Annotated in this window: 23 protein-coding genes and 1 pseudogene; 17 read left to right on the forward strand and 7 right to left on the reverse strand. The window is 63.8% G+C overall.

Annotated features, from left to right (window positions below; genetic code table 11):
- Nucleotides 1-10 precede the first annotated feature (10 nt).
- The gene (locus tag QHC78_RS11760) at nt 11-880 is read left to right on the forward strand and encodes an alpha/beta fold hydrolase (RefSeq protein WP_319744650.1); all 870 of its coding nucleotides are present in this window, start codon (nt 11-13) and stop codon (nt 878-880) included.
- A 20-nt stretch (nt 881-900) separates the two neighbouring features.
- Here QHC78_RS11760 and QHC78_RS11765 read toward each other — a convergent pair.
- Nucleotides 901-981: pseudogene (locus tag QHC78_RS11765) on the reverse strand (fumarylacetoacetate hydrolase family protein); the annotation flags it as partial.
- A gap of 34 nt (nt 982-1,015) precedes the next feature.
- On the opposite strand from QHC78_RS11765, the gene QHC78_RS11770 reads away from it, so the two are divergent.
- Complete coding sequence (locus tag QHC78_RS11770; protein ID WP_319744652.1) at nt 1,016-1,318, forward strand: LysR family transcriptional regulator; 303 nt, start codon at nt 1,016-1,018, stop codon at nt 1,316-1,318.
- 42 nt (nt 1,319-1,360) lie between these two features.
- Here the strand turns inward: QHC78_RS11770 and QHC78_RS11775 are convergent, their stop codons facing one another.
- Nucleotides 1,361-1,846, reverse strand: a complete 486-nt coding sequence (locus QHC78_RS11775; protein WP_319744654.1) for an Lrp/AsnC family transcriptional regulator — start codon at nt 1,844-1,846, stop codon at nt 1,361-1,363.
- A 210-nt stretch (nt 1,847-2,056) separates the two neighbouring features.
- On the opposite strand from QHC78_RS11775, the gene QHC78_RS11780 reads away from it, so the two are divergent.
- On the forward strand, nt 2,057-2,710 hold the full coding sequence (locus QHC78_RS11780) for an acetoacetate decarboxylase family protein (RefSeq protein WP_319744656.1): 654 nt from the start codon (nt 2,057-2,059) through the stop codon (nt 2,708-2,710).
- On the opposite strand, the gene QHC78_RS11785 is transcribed toward QHC78_RS11780, so the two are convergent.
- Nucleotides 2,707-4,149: a hydroxysqualene dehydroxylase gene (locus tag QHC78_RS11785; RefSeq protein ID WP_319744659.1), complete on the reverse strand. Its 1,443-nt coding sequence runs from the start codon at nt 4,147-4,149 to the stop codon at nt 2,707-2,709. The genes QHC78_RS11780 and QHC78_RS11785 overlap by 4 nt on opposite strands.
- Nucleotides 4,150-4,224: 75 nt before the next feature.
- Nucleotides 4,225-5,145 (reverse strand): LysR family transcriptional regulator, encoded by a 921-nt coding sequence (locus QHC78_RS11790; RefSeq protein ID WP_319744661.1) that lies wholly within the window; start codon nt 5,143-5,145, stop codon nt 4,225-4,227.
- 229 nt (nt 5,146-5,374) lie between these two features.
- Here QHC78_RS11790 and QHC78_RS11795 point away from each other — a divergent pair, with 229 nt between their 5' ends.
- Genes QHC78_RS11795 through QHC78_RS11830 form a run of 8 tightly spaced genes read left to right on the forward strand, consistent with a single transcriptional unit; the run spans nt 5,375 to nt 12,905 of the window.
- A complete protein-coding gene (locus QHC78_RS11795; RefSeq protein ID WP_319744663.1) occupies nt 5,375-6,355 on the forward strand; it encodes a Bug family tripartite tricarboxylate transporter substrate binding protein in 981 nt (326 codons plus the stop codon).
- Nucleotides 6,356-6,395: 40 nt separating this feature from the next.
- Nucleotides 6,396-7,664 (forward strand): Rieske 2Fe-2S domain-containing protein, encoded by a 1,269-nt coding sequence (locus QHC78_RS11800; protein WP_319744665.1) that lies wholly within the window; start codon nt 6,396-6,398, stop codon nt 7,662-7,664.
- A 7-nt stretch (nt 7,665-7,671) separates the two neighbouring features.
- Nucleotides 7,672-8,655, forward strand: coding sequence for a PDR/VanB family oxidoreductase (locus QHC78_RS11805; RefSeq protein WP_319744667.1), 984 nt, complete (start codon nt 7,672-7,674; stop codon nt 8,653-8,655).
- 44 nt (nt 8,656-8,699) lie between these two features.
- Complete coding sequence (locus QHC78_RS11810; RefSeq protein WP_319744669.1) at nt 8,700-9,692, forward strand: DODA-type extradiol aromatic ring-opening family dioxygenase; 993 nt, start codon at nt 8,700-8,702, stop codon at nt 9,690-9,692.
- Nucleotides 9,693-9,739: 47 nt separating this feature from the next.
- Nucleotides 9,740-10,132, forward strand: coding sequence for a RidA family protein (locus QHC78_RS11815; RefSeq protein ID WP_319744671.1), 393 nt, complete (start codon nt 9,740-9,742; stop codon nt 10,130-10,132).
- A 29-nt stretch (nt 10,133-10,161) separates the two neighbouring features.
- A complete protein-coding gene (locus QHC78_RS11820; RefSeq protein ID WP_319744673.1) occupies nt 10,162-11,238 on the forward strand; it encodes an amidohydrolase family protein in 1,077 nt (358 codons plus the stop codon).
- A complete protein-coding gene (locus QHC78_RS11825) occupies nt 11,235-12,092 on the forward strand; it encodes an HpcH/HpaI aldolase family protein (protein WP_319744675.1) in 858 nt (285 codons plus the stop codon). Before QHC78_RS11820 ends, QHC78_RS11825 begins: the two co-directional genes overlap by 4 nt.
- Before the next feature lie 33 nt (nt 12,093-12,125).
- Entirely contained in the window at nt 12,126-12,905 is a 780-nt protein-coding gene (locus tag QHC78_RS11830) for an SDR family oxidoreductase (protein ID WP_319744677.1), read from the forward strand.
- On the opposite strand, the gene QHC78_RS11835 is transcribed toward QHC78_RS11830, so the two are convergent.
- A complete protein-coding gene (locus tag QHC78_RS11835; RefSeq protein WP_319744679.1) occupies nt 12,890-13,834 on the reverse strand; it encodes a LysR family transcriptional regulator in 945 nt (314 codons plus the stop codon). The two genes, QHC78_RS11830 and QHC78_RS11835, sit on opposite strands and share 16 nt — an antisense overlap.
- Nucleotides 13,835-13,988: 154 nt before the next feature.
- Here QHC78_RS11835 and QHC78_RS11840 point away from each other — a divergent pair, with 154 nt between their 5' ends.
- From QHC78_RS11840 to dmpG, 6 genes are all read left to right on the forward strand, one after another.
- Nucleotides 13,989-14,960 (forward strand): Bug family tripartite tricarboxylate transporter substrate binding protein, encoded by a 972-nt coding sequence (locus tag QHC78_RS11840; protein WP_319744681.1) that lies wholly within the window; start codon nt 13,989-13,991, stop codon nt 14,958-14,960.
- Between the two features lie 4 nt (nt 14,961-14,964).
- On the forward strand, nt 14,965-15,144 hold the full coding sequence (locus tag QHC78_RS11845) for a recombinase-like helix-turn-helix domain-containing protein (protein WP_319744683.1): 180 nt from the start codon (nt 14,965-14,967) through the stop codon (nt 15,142-15,144).
- A gap of 18 nt (nt 15,145-15,162) precedes the next feature.
- A complete protein-coding gene (locus QHC78_RS11850) occupies nt 15,163-16,206 on the forward strand; it encodes an aromatic ring-hydroxylating dioxygenase subunit alpha (protein ID WP_319744685.1) in 1,044 nt (347 codons plus the stop codon).
- A gap of 2 nt (nt 16,207-16,208) precedes the next feature.
- Entirely contained in the window at nt 16,209-17,081 is an 873-nt protein-coding gene (locus QHC78_RS11855; RefSeq protein ID WP_319744687.1) for an NAD(P)-dependent oxidoreductase, read from the forward strand.
- Nucleotides 17,082-17,370: 289 nt separating this feature from the next.
- A complete protein-coding gene (locus QHC78_RS11860) occupies nt 17,371-18,321 on the forward strand; it encodes an acetaldehyde dehydrogenase (acetylating) (protein ID WP_319744689.1) in 951 nt (316 codons plus the stop codon).
- Between the two features lie 10 nt (nt 18,322-18,331).
- The gene (gene dmpG / locus QHC78_RS11865; protein ID WP_319744691.1) at nt 18,332-19,339 is read left to right on the forward strand and encodes a 4-hydroxy-2-oxovalerate aldolase; all 1,008 of its coding nucleotides are present in this window, start codon (nt 18,332-18,334) and stop codon (nt 19,337-19,339) included.
- A 114-nt stretch (nt 19,340-19,453) separates the two neighbouring features.
- On the opposite strand, the gene QHC78_RS11870 is transcribed toward dmpG, so the two are convergent.
- Together QHC78_RS11870 and QHC78_RS11875 are read right to left on the reverse strand one after the other, a co-directional pair.
- On the reverse strand, nt 19,454-20,563 hold the full coding sequence (locus tag QHC78_RS11870; RefSeq protein WP_319744693.1) for an FAD-dependent oxidoreductase: 1,110 nt from the start codon (nt 20,561-20,563) through the stop codon (nt 19,454-19,456).
- A 29-nt stretch (nt 20,564-20,592) separates the two neighbouring features.
- Nucleotides 20,593-21,534, reverse strand: a complete 942-nt coding sequence (locus QHC78_RS11875) for a Bug family tripartite tricarboxylate transporter substrate binding protein (protein ID WP_319744909.1) — start codon at nt 21,532-21,534, stop codon at nt 20,593-20,595.
- Between the last annotated feature and the right edge of the window lie 16 nt (nt 21,535-21,550).

Consider the following 21,550-nt stretch of genomic DNA (forward strand, 5'->3'; position numbering starts at 1 on the left):
ATATCGATACATGTCTACGCAATCTCTTCCGATCAGCGAGGAAGCCACCAGCAAGTTTGCCCGCATCGACAGCGGCGACTTGAAGCTGCAAGTGCATTACAACGAAATCGGCAACGGGACCGAAACGGTGGTGATGCTGCACGGTTCGGGGCCCGGGGCCAGCGGCTGGGCCAACTTCAGCCGCAACATCGAGCCCTTCGTCGCCGCCGGCTACCGAGTCATCCTGCTGGATTTCCCTGGCTGGAGCAAAAGCGATCCCATCGTCAGCACCGGTTCGCGCTCGGATCTCAATGCCAGCGCGCTCAAGGGCCTGATGGATGCGATCGGCCTGGAGAAGGCGCATATCGTCGGCAATTCGATGGGTGCCCACAGCGCCGTGGCCTTCGCCCTCGCGAACCCCGCCCGCACTGGCAAGCTGGTGCTGATGGGCGGCGGCACGGGCGGCCCGAGCCAGTTCGTGCCCATGCCTACCGAAGGGCTGAAGCTGATCGGGGCGCTGTACCGCGACCCGACCATCGAGAACCTCAAGCGCATGATGAACGTGTTCGTCTACGATCCCAGCAGCTTGACGGAGGAACTCTTCAAGGCGCGCCTGGACAACATGCTGGCGCGCCGCGAGCACTTGCAGAACTTCGTCAAGAGTTCCGAGCTCAATCCCAAGCAGTATCCCGACCTGGGCCATCGCCTGGGCGAGATCCGGGCCCAGACGCTGGTGATCTGGGGCCGCGACGACCGCTTCGTGCCCATGGACGTCGGGCTGCGCCTGGTCTGGGGCCTGCCCAATGCCGAGCTGCACGTGTTCAACCGCTGCGGGCATTGGGCGCAGTGGGAGCACGCCGACAAGTTCAACCGTATGGTGCTGGATTTCCTCCAGCATTGAGATGCCGGGCCGGCCTTCGGGCCGGTCATGATCACATCGCCCGGCCACAGCGTGCAGTACTCGCTGACCCACGCGATCTGTTCGGCGATGCCCATGATCATGTCCCGCGGATAGCACGATTGCCGGCGTGAGCCGTTGACGTCCAGTGCGCTGCTGACGACGAACAGCCTGGCCTGCGGGCCGCTCGGAACATGGCGCACCCATTGGTTGCGCGGCACGGTGAAGACGTCCCGGCTGCTCGGCGTGGCGCAGCCCGCGCTCAGCCGCCAGGTCCGGGCGCTGGAAGTCGAGTTGCGTGCCACGCTGTTTCACCGCCATGGGCGCGCCGAGATTGCCACCACGATCTGCCTGATCGCGCAAACGCGCTGGAGCCGCTCCGCGGTCGTGGTGTATGCGCTGGAAGCCGCTTCCAGGCTGTTTCGCGAGGTGGTCGGCTGACGCCGGCCGTGATGGCGCAGGACCGGGGAAGCGGCGCGTGCGCTAGGCCGGCAGCGGCAGCTTGCTGGAAAACTTCACTTCCCGCAGCGACAAGCTCGTGCGCACGGTGGCTACGTTGGGCAGCGTGCGCAAGACCTTGTCGATGAAGTCGCGCACGGAATCGAGGTCTTCGGCCACCACCATCATGACGAAGTCGGCCTCGCCGGTGACGCGGTGGCAGGTAAGCACCTGGTCGCTCGCCTCCACCAGTTTTTCCAGCGCGGCGAAGGCTTCGGCAGTGTGGGGCGAGAAGTTCAGGCTGATGAAGGCCAGCTCCCCCAGCCCGAGCTTGCGCCGGTCGAGCATGGCCTGATAGCCCTGGATGTAGCCCTCGGCTTCGAGCTTGCGCAGCCGGTGCCAGCAAGGCGTTTCGCTCAAGGCTACGCGTTGCGCCAGCTTGGCGTTGGAGAGGCGGCCGTCGTCCTGCAGGTGGCGCATCAACTGCAGATCGATATCGTCGAGGGATTCGGTGGGGGCGTTCTTCTTCATCGGTCTAGCTTAGAAAAAGAACGATCTACTGTAAAGCGGGTCGCGCCAAGAATCTACGGCTTCGCAGCTAGCGCCGGACCCGTGGCCCGTCTTGAGCGCGGCTGGCGTGGAACGGGCCCGCCGCAACGCGAGCCGGTGATATCCGCATCGGCCCCGCTGCTTTAAGATGCCTGCGAGGGCGCCTTGAACCGATGGTTTACGGAGACAGCCATGGAAGCGACCGGGACGACGACTGCCAGCAGCGCCGACGCATACCCTGCCGCCCCGTGGATCCTGTTCGGATCCGCGTGGGTGTCCTTATGGAAGGTGCCGGGCCGTGCGCTTCCCCCGGCTGCAACCGGGCTCCGCTACGCGCAGTGGGCCGACCAGGCGCTGCTGTTTACCATCTGGGCCAGCTACGCGCCAGGCAGCACGGTGCAGTACGACGAACTGGCGGTGGCCGTGCCGGTACGTGGGGCGGGGCTGCTGGCGGCGTGCACAGTGAGCCAGATCTGGGTGAGCGACGCCGTGGCGGCCGAGGGCGGCTGTGGCTTGTGGGGCATTCCCAAGGTAGTGGGGAGTTTCGATGCGCCGCCCGACGATAACCGCGGGTACGCCCGGCATTTGTCGGAAGCCGGCCGCGACGTGGCGGCCTTGCGCTTCGAACCGGGCTCGACGTGGCCGGGGCGGCCCAAGCTCAAGGGTTTCGTCGTCCAGGTCGGGGAAGGCGGGCCGCTGCGCACCCGTTGCTCGGTCAGCGGGAAAGTCGCAGGCGGCCGCGCGATCTGGGATTTCCCGCTTGATGGACCACTGGCGTATCTGCATGGACGCCAGCCCCTCTTCAGCGTGCAGATCTCCGACATGCAATTGGCCTGCGGCATCTAGTCCGCGATGCTGCCGCGCATGCGCGGCCTCAGGAGGCCGGCCAGGCCCCGTGGCGCGGGCGGCGGCAGTGCCCAGGCCCGCCGATGCCCGCGATCCGCCATGACCGCTTCGGCGGCCAGGGCGCCTGCCCGCGTGGCGCTCTCCATGCAGAACGGCAGATCGGTATCGATCCAGTCCCCCGCCAGGAAGAGTCCCGGGTCCTGGCGGGTCGCCGGTCTTGCGCTCTCGATGCCGGGCCGGGCGCAGGGAACCGACATGGGAATGCGGTGTACCGACGCGCCAAGCAGCCGCGCAGTGCGGGCTTGTGGCGTGAACTCGCCGATTTCCTTGAGGGTCGCCTCGATGACGGCCGCGTCCGGCAAACCGTTCACCCTGTGGCTCCAGATGATGTTGGAGGCGATCAGGGAACCCGCGCCCGTGCTGTCGGTGCGCACGTTCGACAAATCGTAGAAATCGGTGTTGAAGTCCTGGGGCGACCAGGGGCGCGCCCAGAAGCGGGAAGTAGTGATCTTGCGGTCGAACCAGAGATAGCAACTGATATAGGGACTGGGTTCGAAGCGGGGTGCGAGCCGGGCCAGCCGATGCCCGGGGGGCAGCAGCGCCGGCAAGGCGTCGGGCGGGACGGCCAGCACGACCGGCGCATCGATGCGTGTGCCCTCGTCCAGCTGGACGCCGGCGACCCTGCCCTGTTCCCATCGCAGCCCCGTTGTCGCGCAACTGAGGCGGACCTCGCCCCCGCGTTTTTCTATGTACTGGATCGCGGGCCACGCGTACAACTCGCTCAGGCCGGTTTTGGGGAAGCCGAAGGCGGCATCGTTGTGACCCAGCAGATGCACGAACATGCGCATGAGCGAAGCGGCCGAACACGCTTCCACCGGCAGGTTCAGGAAAGCGATGGCCGCCGAGGCCCAGAACCAGTCTATGAAATCGTCGCTCACGCCGGCGGCGCGGAGATGGTCGCGCCCGCTGCGGTCATCCAGTGCGCGGATGTCCTCGGGGGTGCTGCGCATCGTGCGCCAGGCCAGCGGCACATTCGACAACAACTGGGGCAGCGGCACGCTGGGCAACACCCGGTGCAGGTTGCGAAGAGTGTGCAGCGGAGCCGGCAGGCCGCGCATCTTGAAGTGAATGTGCCGCCCTTTGTCCAGGACGGTCAGCAATTCCTCGGTCTGCCAGGCGATCTGGCTTCGCGTCCCCAGCCTGGACAGCAGCGTCAGCATGTTGACGTACTTGTTCAGGATGACGTGCGGGCCGATGTCCACGGTGTGCGAGGTGGCCGGGTCTACCCAGCTCCGTGCCCGGCCGCCCGGCGTCTCGCCGGCTTCCAGCACCAGGACGCGCAGGCCGGCTTCCGCCAGCAGCGTGGCGCAGGATAGCCCGGCGATGCCGGCGCCGACGATGACGACGTCGGGGTGTGGGGCGGACGAGCGTAGCTGCATGGCGCGCTCCTGGCTGGACGCTGCGGCGGGGAAGGGTGGGTAGCAACGGACATGCCAGGCTCGTGCCGCAGCCGCTTAGAACACCTCGCGCGGCGCATCTTCCACGTGCCGCTGGCCGACTCTTGCAAAGTATTCGAGCACGAACTCCGAAAATCGCTTGACGCCGGCGTTGCTGGAGCGCCGTGAGTCGACGAACAAGGAATACGGGCGGCTGACCGCCGGCCCTTCCACCTTCAGCACCTTCAACTGATGTACGCGCGTGGCAGGTTCCACAAAGCCGGGGCATACGGCCAGCCCCATGCCGGCCGCCACCAGACTCAATGCCGCAGTCGTGTCGCCCACCTGGCGCACCTGACTGAAGCGGTAGCCGGGCCCGAGTTGCTTGGACAGATGCAACAGGGGCAGGTTGCCGACGAATATCAACGGTTCGTCGACGATCTCCCTCCAGCGAAGCCGTTTCCGGTGGGCCAGTGGGTGGTTCTGCGGACAGACCACGCAGATGCGGCTGTGGAAGAGCGGAATGGCGAGCACGTGCTCGGCGACGGGCGAGTGCGTGGAAATCGCAAGGTCGACGTAGCCCTGTTCCACCGAGGTCCGTATGTCATCGACCTTGACGTCTACCGGCGTCAGCCGGACGTCGGGATGGGCAGCATGGAAGTCGTGATAAATGCGCGTCATCAGCGACCAGCCCACCAGGCGCGAAGTGGCGATCTTGACGACGTGATGGTGGCCCCGCAGCTCGGCGGCGCATTGTTCGATCTGTTTGAGGGCATCCAGCGCGTGGATGGCATGGGGCAGGAACTGTTCGCCTTCCTGCGATAGCCGGACCCGCCGGGTCGTGCGTTCGAGCAGACGAAAGCCGACTGCGTCTTCGAGCTCCCTGACGGCGTTGCTCAAGGCGGCCTGGGTGATATGCAAGGCCCGCGCCGCTTCGACGAAGCTGTTGAGCTGGGCAGTGGACACGAAGGCTCTTAGCTGGCGGAACGTGATTCGCATGGCGGGGCGGCCAGGACTATTAATAACAAGGTCAATAATAATGGACAAAAATAATTTGATTGTTATGGGTAATTGCCCTTCCTAGAATTCATGCCGTCCGCTGTGCGCAGCACGTATAGCGGGAAGGCCGCCGCGCGGGAGCCGGGTCGCCGCCAACGCCGGGGCGGCGCCGGTCGCGCAGTCGGGACGCAGCGCCCGCCACGCGGCCAATAATCAACCGGAGACAAAAATGAAGATCCTGCATGCAGCGATGCTGCTTCCTCTTGCCACCGTCAGCATGATGGCCGCCGGCCAGGCAAGCGCCGACGCCGGTTATCCCAACAAGATGGTGCGTATCGTGGTGCCGTTCACCTCAGGGGGCGGTACCAGCAACACCGCCCGCTTCCTTGCCGACAAGCTCTCGGCGAAGTGGCGCCAACCGGTCATCGTCGACAACCGCCCGGGCGGCAACACGGTTATCGGCTCGAACATCGTCGCGAAGGCGGAGCCTGACGGCTATACGCTGCTGTTTGCCAACACGAGCCACACCATCAACCCCTCGGTCATGCCCAAGTTACCGTACGACACGGTGCGCGATTTCACGCCCGTCTGTACGGTGTTGATCAATCGCTTCGTGCTGCTGACCCATCCCAGCATGAAGGCCAACGACCTCGATGAATTCATCGCCAAGCTGCGCGCCGATCCCGACGCGTACAACCTGCCGACCGTGGGCGCCGCAGGCATAGGCCGTCTGGCCAACGAAAGCCTGATGCGGGCGATAGGCGTGAAGCTCCAGAACATTCCCTACAAGGGGACCAGCGACCTGGCGACGAACCTGATGGGCGGACAACTGAAGTTTGCGCTGGAGATCCCCGGTTTCTACCTTCCGCACATCAAGTCCGGCAAGCTCAAGGCGCTGGCCGTGTCGGGCGAGACGCGGCTGTCGTCCTTGCCCGATGTGCCGACGTTCGCCGAAAAGGGGCTGCGCAATTTCGATACGCAAAGCTGGTATGGCCTGCTGGCGCCCGCCGGGACACCCGATGCCATCGTCAACAAGATCGCTGCCGACGTGCGGGCCATCGTCGCGTCGGATGAGTTCGCCGGATATCTGGACTCCATCCAGTCCGAGGCTTTCGCCAGTTCACCTGCCCAGTTCGCCGATTTCATCCAGCGCGAAATGAAGAAGAACCGCGAGACGGCAGAGCAGGCCGGCATAACGGCCGAGCCGTGAGCGCAGCGGCCGGCGCGAAAGCACATCTAGGAGCTATGACATGGCAATGAAGAAAGAAGAAAACGACTTGATCACTCGGGTCGAGAACGGCGCGCCGCTCGGGGAAATGTTCAGGCAGTTCTATTGGCTTCCCGCCTATCCTTCCGCGGCACTGGAGGCCGGCGGCAAGCCGTACCGGCTGCGTCTGCTCGGCAAGAACTACGTCCTGTTCCGCGGCCATGGCGGCCGCGTGGGATGCTTCGATGAACAATGTCCGCATCGCAAGGCCTCGCTGGCGCTGGGCCGCAACGAGAACGACTCGCTGCAATGCCTGTTCCATGGATGGCGCTTCAGCGTCGAAGGAAAGATGGTGGAAGCGCCGAACATTCACGGCGACCAGGAGGCCTTTTGCAATTCGGTGCGCTTCAACAGCTACCAGGTCGAAGAGCGGGGCGGCATCATCTGGGTATGGCTGGGCCAGGGCAAGGCGCCCAAGTTCCCCAACCTGCCGTTCACCGAGCTGCCGGAGAACCAGCGTTCGGTCACGTCGGTCATCGCGCCCGTGAACTGGCTGCAAGGCGTCGAAGCCACCATGGATTCGTCGCACGTGAGCCACCTGCACCAGACCCAGATACAGGTACGTGGCCGCCGCGAGCAGCAGAACATGCTGGTGGACAAGCACCCGCGGCTCGAATACGAACGTACCCACTTCGGTTTTCGTTCCGTTGCCGTGCGGCGCATTGGCGATGGCAAGGTCTATGCGCGCGTGAACCACTACGTATTCCCATGGTACGGCGTCATCTGTGCGCCCGACCCGGGCGGACCCTCCACCGTATTCATGTCGGTGCCAGTCGATGACACCCATTACCGCGCGTGGTTCGTGCATTTCAACGTTCATCGCCCGCTGGGCATGACGCCGCTGTCGGCCAGCCCCGACATCACCAACTGGCCCCCGCTTCCGCCGGGACCGCCGGAGGACAACTGGGGCCAGAATCGCGACCTCATGAAGCGCGGGCATTTCTCGGGCTTCCCCGAGGGCGTGGCCACCGAGGACTTCGCCATGTTCATGAGCCAAGGCCCCATCCTCGACCGTACCGACGAGCAGCTTTGCTCGGCGGACACGGAAGTCATACGCCTGCGCCAGATGCTGCTGAAAGCCGTGCGCGATTACCAGAAGGGCGAGGTGCCCTGGGTGGCGCAGGACTCGGCGCTGGATTACTCCGAGGTCTATTCGATCGGCGGCGTCATCGACGAAGGGCAGGACTGGCACACGCTGCTCGAACGCATTCTGGCGGAAGTCCGCCAAAACGGGACAACCGTTCAAGCGTGAGAGAGCGATGGCGAGCGAAGATCTTATCGACGTCCGGGTGGTGCAGATCACCTGGTGCAGTCCCACCATCCGGGCGTTCAAGCTGGCTGGCCTGAGCGGCGCTGCGCTGCCCGGGTTCCAGGCCGGGGCGCATGTTTCGGCGCACCTGCCTGTGCCGGGCCGGGCGGACCGGGTACGGGCCTACTCGCTCGTCAACACCGACCCGTCTATCGACACCTCCCTGCCGCAGGCCTGCTACCGGATCGCCGTCCGGCTGGACGAAAAGGGCAGCGGCGGATCGCGGCAATTGCACGAGGCGGTTCGACCTGGCGATGTTTTGCGCATCTCCCGGCCCAAGAACGAATTCCAGCTCGGCAGGGCGAGCGGCGCAACGCTGCTGGCCGGCGGCATCGGTGTCACGCCCATCGTCTCGATGGCAGCGGAACTGCGCCGGCAAGGCATCCCGTTCGGCTTCTGCTATGCGGTACGCAGTCGCGACGAAGCGGTGTTCCGCGACGAGCTCGCGCGGCTTTGCGGCGACGGGTTGCAACTGCACGTCGACGAGGAGGCTGGCCATCATCTCGACGTGGCCGCCGTACTCGGGCAAGGCGGCCCTCGTCCCGTGTACGTATGTGGGCCCAAGCCCATGATCGACGCAACGGTCGCCGCCGCGGGGCGGTTGGGCTGGCCTGCGGACATGGTGAAGTTCGAGCTGTTCGGCGTAGACGAAAGCAGCAAGACCCGGTCGGGATACGAGGTCGTGCTGCAGCAAACCGGCAAGACCTTGTCCGTCGGGCCGGGCCAGAGCCTGCTGGATGTGTTGGTCGACGAGGAGGTCGACATTCCGTACGACTGCCGTTCCGGTTTCTGCGGCCTGTGCAGGGTGAAGGTGCTGGAAGGGGACGTGGTCCACCACGATACCTGCCTGACCGACAGCGACCGCTCCCAGCGGCAATTGATGCAGGCGTGCGTCTCGCATTGCACGTCCCCTCGCCTGGTGCTCGATCTTTGATCGGGTCCTTGCGACAACCCCGCATAACCAACCTTCAGACGACTATGGCCAAGATTGTGTTGGGACTGGGCACGAGCCACAGTCCCATGTTGAACCTGACCGCGCAGCAGTGGCATCACCGTGCCGACATCGACTTCGCGAACAAGAAGCTGCATTTGTCGAACGGGAGGCGGATGACCTACCCGGAGCTGCTGGAGCTGCGCGGACCGCGCTATCGGGCCGAGGTCGAGACCGGCGTCATGGAAAGAAAAGCGGCCGCCTGCGAAGCGGCGCTCGACCGGCTGGCCGACACCCTGGAGCAGGTGGATCCCGACGTGGTCGTCATCGTCGGCGATGACCAGGCGGAACTCTTCACACCGGACCACCAGCCCGCTGTGGCCGTGTTTCACGGGACCGAGATCGCCACCACCCGCGGCAAGTATGCGGATGGGGCGCCGGACTGGATGATGCAGATCGGCCGGGGCTACCTCATGGACGGCATATACCGGACGCCCGCCGCCGCCGAGTTCGGGACCTCCTTGATCGAAGGGCTGATCCGGCAGGAAATCGACGTGGCCGCGGTCGCGGCCGTCGCCGATCCCGCCCGCGCGGGGTTCGGCCATGCCTATGGGTTCATCATCAAGCGGCTGTTCCGGAAGAACATTCCCGTCGTGCCGGTGATGCTGAATACGTACTTTCCGCCCAACGTGCCGACGGCGAATCGCTGCTACGAGATAGGCCGCCGCCTGCGCGTGGCCATCGAAGCGCATCCCTCCGAACTCCGGGTCGCCGTGGTGGCGTCCGGCGGCCTGTCGCACTTCGTCGTCGAGGAAGACTTCGACCTCGCGTTCATCCGCATGCTGAAAGAAAAGGATGAACAGGGCCTTCGCGCGATCCCGCCGCAAGCGCTGCGCTCGGGCACGTCCGAGACCCTCAACTGGATCCTCGCGGCCGGTGCGGTCGATTTCCTGCCGGTGCGCGATATCGAGTACTACCCGCTGTACCGGACCGAGGCGGGTACCGGCGTGGGGGCGGCGTTCTGCGTCTGGCAGGCGTAACGGGCATGGCCGGTGCCGGATCATTCAACCATCCAAAGGACTGTCAGATGAAAACAGCCGGACGTTCACTGGAAATCGACGGGGTGAGCCACGGATCGACGCCCATCCCGATGGGTGCCAAAGTGGGCAACACCATCTTTACCTCGGGCATCGCTGGCAAGCTGCCTGCCACCAACAAGCTGGCGGAAGGAGCGGAGGCACAGGCGTATCAGGCATTTGAAAACCTGGAAGCGCTGCTCGAGAAAGGCGGCGCGACGATGCGCGACGTCGGGGTGATCAACGTCGCGGTTGCGGACGAATCCGTGCGCGACGCGTTGAACAAGGCATGGCTCAAGCACTTCCCCGACGAAGCCGATCGCCCCGCCCGGCACACCAGCGTACAGCCCCTGCGTGGCGGCATGCTGTTGCAGCTGCAAGCGATCGCTGTCGTTCGCGACTGACCCTCAACCTCGTACAAGTTGGAAAGCTTATGATCATCGACTGCCACGGTCACTACACCACCGCCCCCAGGCAACTCCAGGATTTCCGGGCCAGGCAGCTGGCCGGCATGATCGACCCCAGCCTGCGGCCGTCCATCGAATCCCTGGGCATCACGGACGACATGCTGCGCGAATCCGTGGAGGGCGCGCAATTGAAGTTCCAGCGCGAACGCGGCACCGACCTCACGATATTCTCCCCGCGCGCGGCGGGAATGGCGCACCAGTACGGCGACGAGCGCGTCGCCGCCCAATGGGCGCGCGTATGCAACACCCTCATCCACCGGCTGACGCAGCTCTACCCCGACAACTTCGCGGGTGCCTGCCAGCTACCCCAGCGGCCCGGCGTCTCGCCCGAAAACTGCATTCCCGAACTCGAATACTGCGTCAACGAACTGGGGTTCGTCAGCTGCAACCTGAACCCCGACCCCTCCGGCGAATGGTGGAAGGACCCCCCGTTGACCGATCGGTACTGGTATCCCTTGTACGAGAAACTCGTCGAGCTGGACGTGCCGGCCATGGTCCACGTATCGTCATCCTGCAATGCGTGTTTCCATGCCACCGGGGCCCACTACATCAATGCCGACACGACCGCTGTCATGCAGCTCATCCAGGGCGACCTGTTCAAGGACTTTCCCACCCTGCGGCTCATCATCCCGCATGGCGGCGGCGCGTTTCCCTTCCACTTCGGGCGTTATCGCGGCCTGGCCCAGATGCTGAAGCGGCCGCCGCTCGAAGAGCACCTCTTCAAGAACGTGTATTTCGACACCTGCGTCTACGACCAGCGCGGCATCGATCTCTTGACGGATGTCATCCCCCTGGACAATCTGCTGTTCGCATCGGAAATGGTGGGCGCGGTAAAAGGCATCGATCCGCAGACGGGCTTCCACTTCGACGACACGCGGCGCTATCTGGAAGCCGTCGACTCGCTGGACGAGACCGCCCGGCACCAGCTCTTCGAAGGCAATGCGAGGAAGGTGTTCCCGCGCCTGAACCCCTTGCTCGAGCGGCGCGCGGCCGCTGCGCAATCTCCGTCGACCAACGCTACTTCCAACCAGGTGCTGCAATGACTACGCAAAGGCTCAATGGGCTTATCCGCAAACTCGAATCGGGTGGGATCGCGACGATGTCGTTCTGCCCTCCCACCATTGAATCGGCGATCGCCTTCAGCACCACCAAGTACGACGGCGTGCTGATCGAATGCGAGCACCAGCCCTGGAACCCGCTGTCCCTGCGCGACACGTTCCAATACCTGTTGAACCGCCGTTTGATCGCGGCCTCGGGATCCATCGCGCCGTCGGTCACGCCCATCGTGCGCATTCCCGCCAACGGCGCCGAGCACAGCCAATGGTTGGCCAAGCAGGCGCTGGACCTGGGCGCCTATGGAATCGTCTGGCCCCATATCAGTACCGTGGAGCAGGCCTATGCCGCCATCGCCGCCTGCCGGTACCCGACCCTCGAGAGCCACCCCCTGCACCAGCCCTTCGGCCAGCGCGGCGACGGCCCGACCAGCGCCGTGCGCTACTGGGGATTGACCCAGCAGGAGTACTACGCCAAGGCCGACGTCTGGCCGTTGAATCCCAACGGTGAAATCTTTGCCATGCTGATGATCGAGGACCTCGAAGGCATCGGCAACCTGCGCGACATCCTGAAGCAAGTCCCGGGCATAGGCGCGGTGATGATAGGCGAGGGCGACCTGTCCCAGGAGCTGGGCATACCCCGCCAGTACGAACATCCGGAACTGTTGTCCGCCATGGCCGAGATCCGGGCGGCCTGCAAGGAATTCAACGTTCCTGTCGCCCATCCCCACGTTACGACCGAGAACGCAGAGCACGTCTTCAATGAAGGCTACCGGATACTGGTGTGCGGCCCCAGCCGTACCTATCCGGCGCTGGACAAAGTCCGGCAGCTGGCCGGCGGCTGATCCCGAATGCGTTAAGCGGCAACAGGAGACGATATGGATTTAGGAATCAAGGGACGCAAGGCCTTCCTCATGGCCTCGTCCAGCGGCTTGGGACTCGCCTGCGCCAAGGCGCTGGCGGCGGAGGGCGTGGATGTATGGGTCAACGCCCGGAACAGCGAACGCCTGGAGGCGGCCGCGGAAGAAATACGGCGCGGCGCGACGGGGCGCGTGCAAACCATCGCCGCGGACATTACCTTGGAGGCGGATCGAGAGCGGATCTTTGCGGAAATCAGCGACGTCGACATCCTGGTCACCAACAACGAAGGCCCGACGCCCGGCAGCCTGGAAAACTGGGATCACGACACCTGGGTCAAGGCCTTCGAGAAAAACATGATCCCGCATGCGCTGTTCATCAGGAACTATGTCGGCGGCATGCGCGCCCGCAAATTCGGCCGCATCGTCAACATCACCTCGGCCATGGTCAAGTCGCCCCGCGTCCACCAATCCCTGTCCAGCGCCGCGCGTACCGCGCTCACCGCTTTCTGCAAAGGGCTATCGATGGAAGTGGCCGCGGATAACGTCACCATCAACAACCTCCTGCCGGAACGCATCGACACCCCGCGCCAGCAATTCATGGCAAAAAGGCTGATGCAACTGGAGGACATCAGCTACGAGGAAGCCCGGGCGCGCTTTGCGGACAGCATCGCGGCCAAGCGGATGGGGACGCCGGAGGAGCTGGCCAGCGCGTGCGCGTATTTGTGCTCGGCGCAGGCCGGGTTTATTTCGGGACAGAATCTGCAGGTGGATGGGGGGTCGTATCACGGGCTTATATGACCCGTGTCGAGAGCGGGCGGAAATCGCCGGTCGAACTGCCCGTCCTTGAACCTGTCCGCAAGAAAGTCTATGAATGTCCGAACCTTGGCTGAGACGTGCTTGCGGCTGGGGTAGGCGACATTGATGGTCAGGGGAGGAAGGCTCCAGTTGGATAGGACCGGCACTAGTTGGCCCGCGTCCAGATCCTCCCGGATCGCAAAGACGGGTTGGATCAGAAGTCCCAGGCCGGCGAGCGCTGCGGCCCTCAAGACCTGGGTGTCGTTCGATTCCAGGAAACCGCTCACTTGCAGTGTTTCGGTGCGGCCCTGCCGGGAGCTGAGCGCCAGTTCGTGTGGCCGAGTGGCGAGCGTGTACAGCAAAAGATTGTGCTGTAGGAGATCTGCCGGCTTGCGCGGCACGCCCGCTCTTTCAAGGTACGAGGGGGCTGCCGTGATCGGTCTACGCGTCGTGGCGAGACGGCGCACGATAATGCTGGAGTTGTTTTCGAATTCACGCGTCCGGATTGCCAAGTCCATGCCGCTTTCCAGTAGATCCGGATAACGATTGGCCGCCTCGATGACGAATCGCACGTCCGGGTAGCGGCGATGGTATGCCGGTAGCAGCGGGACGATGAAATTCTGGCAAAAGGTTTGCGATGCCGTGATACGCAAGGTGCCGCTGGGCTGACTGGATGCGGCAGTCACCATGGAGTCGGCATCTGCCAGGTCGGCAAGTATGGCTTTGCAGCGTGCAAGATAGGCGCTGCCGACTTCCGTCAGAACGATGCGCCGCGTTGATCGCTCAATGAGCCGGGCGCCCAATCGCCCTTCAAGCGAGGCCAGGTAGCGGCTGGCGGACGAGCTGGAGAGATTCAGTAAGTCCGCTGCCTTGCTGAGGCTGCCCATTTCGGCCGTCTGTACGAACAGACGGGTTTCCGTCCATCGATCCATTGCATGCCCCTGCCGGCTGTCATGTGTCGGATCAGTATCCTCCGATTATCCCGGTTTGCGCAATTTATCTTCCCATTTCTGCTATGGATGACGATGTTGCGACCCTTCTAAGATTGGTTCATCGCCACTTTCCTTAACCATCGTGGGAGCATATATGCTCAGTCGTCGCACTGCGTTGTTGACGCTGCTGTTAGTACTCTGTCCGCTGGGGGCTTCCTATGCACAGGCGTTATCAAACAGGCCTGTGCAATTGATCGTGCCATTTGCCGCCGGCGGCTCGATCGATGCACTGGCGCGTCTAATCGCTCCTCGCATGTCGGAGAACCTGGGGCGGCAGGTCGTGGTGGTCAACGCCGGAGGAGCGGGCGGCATCATCGGCGCGGGTCAGGTGGCCCGGGCAACGCCTGATGGCCACACGGTACTAATTATGCCGATCAATCTTGCCATGATGCCGGCGCTCTACCGACACATATCCTTCAACGCCGCCACGGATTTCACGCCAATCACGCAGTTGATCGCCTCGGAATTGGTCTTGGTCGGCGCTTCCAAGTTGGACGCGGACAACGTGCAGGAATTAATTGCTCTGGCTAAGCGTTCGCCGGGCACGCTGAACTACGGTTCCACCGGTGTCGCAAGTCCCCTGCATTTTGCCGTCGAATTGCTCAAGACCAATGCGGGCATCGACGTCCAGGCCATTCAGTATCGCGGGGACGGCCCCATCATCACTGCGTTGCTGGCAAACGAAGTGCAACTGGCCGTCATGCCCATCTCGGTGGCGCGTACCTATATCGATAGCGGCAAGTTCAAGGCATTGGCCGTCACGGGCAGCCAGCGAAGTAGATATCTTCCCACGGTGCCGACCGTCGCGGAGAGCGGCCTCCCCGGCTACGAGGTATCAAGCTGGCAGGGCTTGTTCGGTCCCGCCCAGATGCCTGCCGACGTGCTGCGCGCCATTAATGAGGCCGCCAGGGACGCGGTCCGGACGCCAGAAATCGCCGACAAGTTGCGTACCCAGGGCCAGGAGCCCGTGGGCAACTCAAGTGCCGATTTTGCGACGCGCTACACCGCCGACATGGCCTTGTTCAAAGACATCGTACGCAAGGCGAATATTCCTCCACAGGATTGAACATATGCACGACTCGGACTATGCGAACCAACTGGGCGACCACCTGGAGCGCATTCTGGAAGGGGGCGCCGATTCGCTCGAGGCCATCGTTGAGGGTCTCAACGCTTCCGGCCTGGAGCCACCCACGAAAGGGAGGTGGACTCCAGACAGCCTCGTTGCCGAACTGCAGCGCCTTGGCGCCTGACCTGGTTTCATCAAGATCATGAAAAATACATCGTCGATACCTAATGCGGAATCGATCCTGCGCACCGGCATTCTGAATCAATGGTATCTGGTCTGCCGCAGCGAAGAGGTGGGTGCGCGGCCACTTGGCCTCACCCGGCTTAGCCAACGCATCGTTCTGTGGCGCGACGCTGCCGGGCAAGCCCACGCCCTTGAAGATTTCTGTCCCCATCGCGGGGCAGCACTGTCGAAAGGTGTCGCGGTCGATGGGGGTATCGCGTGCAAGTACCACGGCCTGGTGGTTGCGCCGAACGGCACGGTGGCAGAAGTTCCCGCTGTGGAAAGCTGTGCGTACCACGGGGAGAAGCGCAATCGAACTTACGCCTTGCGAGAGTCGAACGGTGCGATATTCCTGTATTTTTCGGACGGAACCAGCGACGAGGTTCCTGAGTTCTGGTTGCCCGAACCGTTGACCTCGGAGGAGTGGTCGGGGTTTCTCTACATGACGGAATGGAACTGCCACTACAGCGGTCCGCTTGATAACCGCGTGGACCCGATACACGGCAGCTATCTACACAATGACACGTTCACGCTTGGGTTTGGCAAGAAGAGCTCGGTCATTATGCTGGACGAAACTCCCGATGGATTCGAGATCTATAGGGACAACCAGGCCGGCGTCAATATCGACCACACGTACGTAACCTACCGTCCGGGCAACAATATCTGGATCGAAACCGAGATCCCCTACCCGAAATCGGTCGGAGGAAATTTCTTCCGGATCCTGGGTTATCCAACCCCCATAGACGAAAACCGCACCTTAATCTGGTTCTTTCGCTATCAACGATCCAGTGGCTGGCGGCGGGACTTGTGGAGGTTCTTCTACGTTAACCGGCTCGACGCGCGGCATGCCTATGTCGCGGCGCAGGACGAGGAGATGATCGAGACCATCGACCATAACGCTCGGCATCGTGAAGGATTGTTCCAGACCGATATCGGCATCGTCCGCCTGCGTCGTATGCTGCATCAGATCGCCAAGCAGCAGGCCCAGGCTCTGCAGGCCGCCGCGCAATCGGTGGACGGATGAGCATGGCGGACGATGTCTGCTTCGTGGGGCTGGGCCGCATGGGCTATCCACTAGCTCTCAAGCTGCTGAACAGCGGTGTGTCCTTGCGAGCATGGGACACGCAGGAAACCGCGCGGCAGGCTTGGCGCGCCGCCGGCGGGGTGGTGTGCGAGGCCGCTGAACTCGGGAATCCGGAGGCGAGCGTGTGCATTCTATGCTTGCCTACACCCGATGGCGTCGAGGCTTTGCTGCAGCGCTGGGAGAAAGGCGGCCCCAATACCTGCCGATTGGTGGTGGACATGGGTACGACGCCTCCTTCCGTATCGCGAGGCTTCGCTTCCCGGTTCGACCGTCTTGGCATTCGTTATTTGGACGCCCCGGTCACAGGGGGGTCGCTCGGTGCTGAGAAAGGACGGCTCTGCGTCATGGTCGGCGGCGATACCGACGCGTTCAAGCTTGCCGAGCCATGGCTCGCACGCCTGGGCGGCAGGGTGGTGCATGCTGGGGGCAGTGGCAGCGGCAGCCAACTCAAGGCGGTCGTGCAGTTTATTTATCTGTCGTATAACGCCGCGTTTGCGCTAGGAGCACGATTGGGCAGCGAAGCCGGGCTGCCAGCCGAGTCATTGTGGCCAGTCCTTCTCGAGGGCGCGTGCGCGCATCCCCTTATCAATGCTCGATTGGATGCCTTGAAGGATCCCGAATCTCAGTCCGGATTCCTGGTGTGGCGCGCCCTGAAAGACCTCAAGGGCGTAGAGGAGCGCGACTCTGCCGATCCGGTCGCAATGCAATGGTTGACCCAGTTGGAATCGGTGCTGCACGCAGCGGGAGCGGCTGAGGGAATGGACGTGGACATCTTTGATGCGCTCGCCCCAAAGCTGCGGAAAACCGTGACGTGAAAGGGCAGGTCGCATCTTTATCGGCCTTTGGGGTGGTTCCAGGACGTGGGTACGCGCGCGTCATGACATGCCCGTCCAGCGCGGTTATCGCGGGGTTTCACGCCAGTTCGGTGCCCCCTAGGCGCTTTCGTCTAGCGATGAAGGGGTTTCTTCCATATAAGTAGGTCTGAAAAGAAGGATCTTCTGCTTTAACAGGTAGAAAACCCAAAAAAAGCAAGGCTATTTCCCCCCATCTGGAAGATACTATCCGCCGTATCCGTATCAGCATCACCACACTCAGGAGCGGCTCATGGGGCGGCAAGACGACAACAAATCCAAAGTGGCGATCATCGGGTCGGGCAATATCGGCACCGACCTGATGATCAAGATCATGCGGCATGGCAAGCACCTGCAGATGGGCGCCATGGTCGGGATCGATCCGAAATCCGACGGCCTGGCGCGCGCCGAGCGGCTGGGCGTGCCCATTACCGCGGGCGGCATCGATGGCCTTCTCGCCATGCCTGATTTCGACGAGATCCGCATCGCTTTCGACGCGACCTCGGCCGGCGCCCATAAGCGCCACAACGAACTGCTGCAGGCCAAGGGCGTGCAGGTAATCGACCTGACGCCGGCGGCCATCGGCCCGTACGTCATCCCGGCGATCAATATCGACGAACACCTGGATTCGCCCAACATCAACATGGTCACCTGCGGCGGCCAGGCCACCATTCCCATGGTCAAGGCCGTCTCGCGCGTGGCCAAGGTGCATTACGGCGAGATCATCGCTTCCATCGCCAGCAAGTCGGCAGGCCCCGGTACGCGGGCCAACATCGACGAGTTCACCGAAACCACGTCCAAGGCGATCGAGGTGATCGGTGGCGCCGCGCGCGGCAAGGCCATCATCATCCTGAACCCCGCCGAGCCGCCGCTGATCATGCGCGACACGGTGTTCACGCTATCGGAAATGGCCGACACCAAGGCGATCGAGGACAGCATCGCCGAGATGGTCGCGACCGTGCAGAGCTATGTGCCGGGCTATCGCCTGAAGCAGCGCGTGCAGTTCGACGAGATCCCCGCCAGCGCGCCGCTGAACGTGCCGGGCCTGGGCAAGCTGTCGGGCCTGAAGACCTCCGTGTTCCTGGAAGTGGAGGGCGCTGCCCACTACCTGCCCGCCTACGCCGGCAACCTGGACATCATGACCTCGGCCGCGCTGGCGTGCGCCGAGCGCTTCGCGCAGACCCACCTGGTGGAAGCCGCCTGAGGACCGCATTATGAGCAACAAGAAACTCTATATTTCCGACGTCACGCTGCGAGACGGCAGCCACGCCATCCGCCACCAGTACAGCGTCGAGAACGTTCGCCAGATCGCCAAGGCGCTGGACGAAGCACGCGTCGACAGCATCGAGGTCGCCCATGGCGACGGCCTGTCGGGCTCGAGCTTCAACTACGGCTTCGGCGCGCATACCGACCTGGAATGGATCTCCGCCGTGGCGGAAACGGTCAAGCATGCCAAGGTTGCGACGCTGTTGCTGCCGGGCGTAGGTACTGTGCACGACTTGCGCAATGCCTATGATGCGGGCGCCCGCGTCGTGCGCGTGGCTACCCATTGCACCGAGGCCGACGTTTCCAAGCAGCACATCGAGTATGCCTGCGAGCTGGGCATGGACGCCGTGGGCTTTTTGATGATGAGCCACATGAACACGCCGCAGAAGCTGGCCGAGCAGGCCAAGCTGATGGAAAGCTACGGCGCTTCGTGCGTGTACGTGGTGGATTCGGGCGGCGCGCTGAACATGAACGACGTGCGGGACCGCTTCCGCGCGTTCAAGGATGTGCTCAAGCCGGAAACGCAGACCGGCATCCACGCCCACCACAACCTGAGCCTGGGTGTGGCCAACTCCATCGTTGCGGTGGAAGAAGGCTGCGACCGTATCGATGCCAGCCTGGCGGGCATGGGCGCGGGCGCCGGGAACGCGCCGCTGGAAGTCTTCATCGCCGCGGCCGAGCGCATGGGCTGGAACCACGGTTGCGACCTGTACAAGCTGATGGATGCGGCCGACGACATCGTGCGTCCGTTGCAGGACCGCCCGGTGCGCGTGGACCGCGAAACGCTGGCCCTGGGCTATGCGGGTGTCTACTCCAGCTTCCTGCGCCATGCCGAAGCCGCCGCCGCCAAGTACGACCTCAAGACGGTCGACATCCTGGTCGAGCTGGGCCGCCGGAAAATGGTGGGCGGGCAGGAAGACATGATCGTCGACGTGGCGCTGGACCTGAAGAAGTAAAGCGCGACGCAGTAAAGAGCACGTGGCGCCGCAAGGCGCATTTGGCTACCCGGGGCGGATGACCGCTCCGGGTTTTTTTGTCGCCCGCTTAGCGTGGGGGCATAGTCCGTTCTATCAAAGCGGGACGGTCAGCGCGTCGTAGCCGTAGACCCAGTCCGGATCCATCCCCTTCTTGGTCCATTGGTTCTCGTGCGACTCGTGCTGGATGCGCGAGGTCCGCGCGTGGCGGGCTTTTTCGTACCGTCCGAAGGCTTCCGTCAGATCGTCGCCGAAGGCATCGATGCAGCGCGCCAGCACGACGGCATCTTCGAACGCCATGCCCGCACCCTGTCCCATGTGGGGCGTGGTCGGATGGCAGGCGTCCCCGAGCAGCACGGCCCGGCCCTGGCTCCAGGGCGAGAACGGCACACGCTCCAGCATGGGCCAGCAGGTGACCGACGTGGCCGCCCGCAGCACTTCCTGGACCTCTTCGTGGAATCCGCGGAAGGTGTCCAGCAGGTCCTGCGCCGAGGCCGGGCGCGGCTGATAGTCGCCGTGGGTCCACGGCTGCGGACTACCGGTGACGAGGTTGATCTCGTCGCGCGCCTCGGTGGTGTAGTAGATCAGCACATAGCGGTCGGGCGCCCACCATTTGGTGTTGTCCGCCGGTTTCAGCCCGGAGCCGGTGATGAGCGAGCGGTATGCGACCAAGCCGTGGTAGTCCGCCGGCGCGGCGCCGAAGAGGCTTTCGCGCACCCGCGAGTGCACGCCGTCCGCGCCGATGACGATGTCTGCCTCGACGCTGGAGCCATCCGCGAAATCCAGCCGGGCGTGATCGGGTGTTTGCTCCAGGCGGGCCAGTTGCCGTCCGAATTGCACGGTGTCCGGTTCGAGCGCGCTATAGAGGACTTCTTGCAGCGCGCCGCGATGGAAAGCCAGGAAGGGGGCGCCATAGCGTGCGCGCAGTTCCGGCACCGGCACCGTATAGAGCAGCTCGCCGGTGTCCCACTCGCGGCTGAACTTGAGCTTGGGCTGGATGCCCGCCTCCAGCATTTGCTGTTCCAGGCCAAGCGCGCGGAAGATGCGGGTGGAATTGGGGGCGACGTTGATGCCGGCGCCGACTTTCGCCAGCTTGGGCGCCTGCTCGTACACGGTGCAGGCGTGGCCGGCACGCTGCAGCATGCATGCCGCCAGCAGCCCCCCCATTCCTGCGCCGACCACCGCGATTCGATACTTCTTGGACATTGAGCTTCCTTTTTCCTATCGGCCCCGGATCAGTCGAGCTTGGTGCCCGTGGATTCGATCAGGTCTTTGTAGCGCTTGGCGTCCTCGATCATGAATTGCCGGAACTCGGCGGGCGACAGCGGCGGGGCCGCCTTCATACCGTAGCCGGCGAGTTTCTCGCTCACTTCGTCGGACTTGAGCACAGCGATGATTTCGCGATTAAGCCGGTCCACGATCGCGGGCGGCGTCTTGGCCGGCGCCACGAAACCGAACCAGAAGCTGGAATCGAACTGCGGCAGGCCCGCCTGGGCGAATGTCGGCACGTCCGGCACGGCGGCCACGCGCGACGAACCCGTGACCCCCAGGCCGACCAGCTTGCCGGCGGCGACGGCGGGGACCACGCCGCCCGCGGTGCCGGACAGCACGAGGTCGATGTGGCCGGGAAGGACGTCGGCCATGGCTTGCGACACGCCTTTATAGGGGACGTGGGAGAGCTTGATGCCGGCCTTATGGCTCATCAGTTCCATGGCCAGGTGGTGGACCGAGCCGATGCCGGTCGACCCGTAGGAATAGCGTCCCGGCTGGGCCTTGGCCTTGGTGATCAGGTCTTGCAGGTCGCGGATGCCCGACTTGTGGCTGGCGACCAGGATGTAGTCGCCGCGGATGAGCTGGGCGACCGGGGCGAAATCGCGGATCGAGTCGTAGGGCAGGTTGGCGTTGGCCACGGGGTTGATCGAGTGCGTGTCGGTAATGAAGGCCAGCGTGTGGCCGTCCGGTTCGGCCTTGGCCGCGGCATCGGTCGAGATGACGGAGCTGCCGCCCGGCTTGTTCTCGACTACGACGGTCTGCCCCAGCCGTTCCGCCAGCTTGCTGCCGACCAGCCGCGCGATCGTGTCGCCGCCGCCGCCCGGCGGGTTGGGCACATAAATGCGCAGCGGCTTGCTGGGAAAGCTGTCCGCCAGGCAAGTGCCGGATAGCAGCGCGCTTGCCATCAGCGCCAATACACTT

This window comes from Pigmentiphaga sp. (assembly GCF_033795525.1).
In the GTDB taxonomy this organism is placed as follows: Bacteria; Pseudomonadota; Gammaproteobacteria; order Burkholderiales; family Burkholderiaceae_B; genus Pigmentiphaga.

What these genes read in the sequence shown, in the direction of transcription:
- QHC78_RS11845 (WP_319744683.1), top strand. Translation starts at nt 14,965, where the DNA reads ATGCACGACTCGGACTATGCGAACCAACTGGGCGACCACCTGGAGCGC.
- dmpG (WP_319744691.1), top strand. Translation starts at nt 18,332, where the DNA reads ATGAGCAACAAGAAACTCTATATTTCCGACGTCACGCTGCGAGACGGC.
- QHC78_RS11875 (WP_319744909.1), bottom strand. Translation starts at nt 21,534, where the DNA reads ATGGCAAGCGCGCTGCTATCCGGCACTTGCCTGGCGGACAGCTTTCCC.
- QHC78_RS11835 (WP_319744679.1), bottom strand. Translation starts at nt 13,834, where the DNA reads ATGGATCGATGGACGGAAACCCGTCTGTTCGTACAGACGGCCGAAATG.
- QHC78_RS11830 (WP_319744677.1), top strand. Translation starts at nt 12,126, where the DNA reads ATGGATTTAGGAATCAAGGGACGCAAGGCCTTCCTCATGGCCTCGTCC.
- QHC78_RS11795 (WP_319744663.1), top strand. Translation starts at nt 5,375, where the DNA reads ATGAAGATCCTGCATGCAGCGATGCTGCTTCCTCTTGCCACCGTCAGC.
- QHC78_RS11775 (WP_319744654.1), bottom strand. Translation starts at nt 1,846, where the DNA reads ATGAAGAAGAACGCCCCCACCGAATCCCTCGACGATATCGATCTGCAG.
- QHC78_RS11855 (WP_319744687.1), top strand. Translation starts at nt 16,209, where the DNA reads ATGGCGGACGATGTCTGCTTCGTGGGGCTGGGCCGCATGGGCTATCCA.
- QHC78_RS11805 (WP_319744667.1), top strand. Translation starts at nt 7,672, where the DNA reads ATGGCGAGCGAAGATCTTATCGACGTCCGGGTGGTGCAGATCACCTGG.
- QHC78_RS11840 (WP_319744681.1), top strand. Translation starts at nt 13,989, where the DNA reads ATGCTCAGTCGTCGCACTGCGTTGTTGACGCTGCTGTTAGTACTCTGT.
- QHC78_RS11790 (WP_319744661.1), bottom strand. Translation starts at nt 5,145, where the DNA reads ATGCGAATCACGTTCCGCCAGCTAAGAGCCTTCGTGTCCACTGCCCAG.
- QHC78_RS11810 (WP_319744669.1), top strand. Translation starts at nt 8,700, where the DNA reads ATGGCCAAGATTGTGTTGGGACTGGGCACGAGCCACAGTCCCATGTTG.
- QHC78_RS11760 (WP_319744650.1), top strand. Translation starts at nt 11, where the DNA reads ATGTCTACGCAATCTCTTCCGATCAGCGAGGAAGCCACCAGCAAGTTT.
- QHC78_RS11870 (WP_319744693.1), bottom strand. Translation starts at nt 20,563, where the DNA reads ATGTCCAAGAAGTATCGAATCGCGGTGGTCGGCGCAGGAATGGGGGGG.
- QHC78_RS11815 (WP_319744671.1), top strand. Translation starts at nt 9,740, where the DNA reads ATGAAAACAGCCGGACGTTCACTGGAAATCGACGGGGTGAGCCACGGA.
- QHC78_RS11820 (WP_319744673.1), top strand. Translation starts at nt 10,162, where the DNA reads ATGATCATCGACTGCCACGGTCACTACACCACCGCCCCCAGGCAACTC.
- QHC78_RS11825 (WP_319744675.1), top strand. Translation starts at nt 11,235, where the DNA reads ATGACTACGCAAAGGCTCAATGGGCTTATCCGCAAACTCGAATCGGGT.
- QHC78_RS11860 (WP_319744689.1), top strand. Translation starts at nt 17,371, where the DNA reads ATGGGGCGGCAAGACGACAACAAATCCAAAGTGGCGATCATCGGGTCG.
- QHC78_RS11785 (WP_319744659.1), bottom strand. Translation starts at nt 4,149, where the DNA reads ATGCAGCTACGCTCGTCCGCCCCACACCCCGACGTCGTCATCGTCGGC.
- QHC78_RS11850 (WP_319744685.1), top strand. Translation starts at nt 15,163, where the DNA reads ATGAAAAATACATCGTCGATACCTAATGCGGAATCGATCCTGCGCACC.
- QHC78_RS11800 (WP_319744665.1), top strand. Translation starts at nt 6,396, where the DNA reads ATGGCAATGAAGAAAGAAGAAAACGACTTGATCACTCGGGTCGAGAAC.
- QHC78_RS11780 (WP_319744656.1), top strand. Translation starts at nt 2,057, where the DNA reads ATGGAAGCGACCGGGACGACGACTGCCAGCAGCGCCGACGCATACCCT.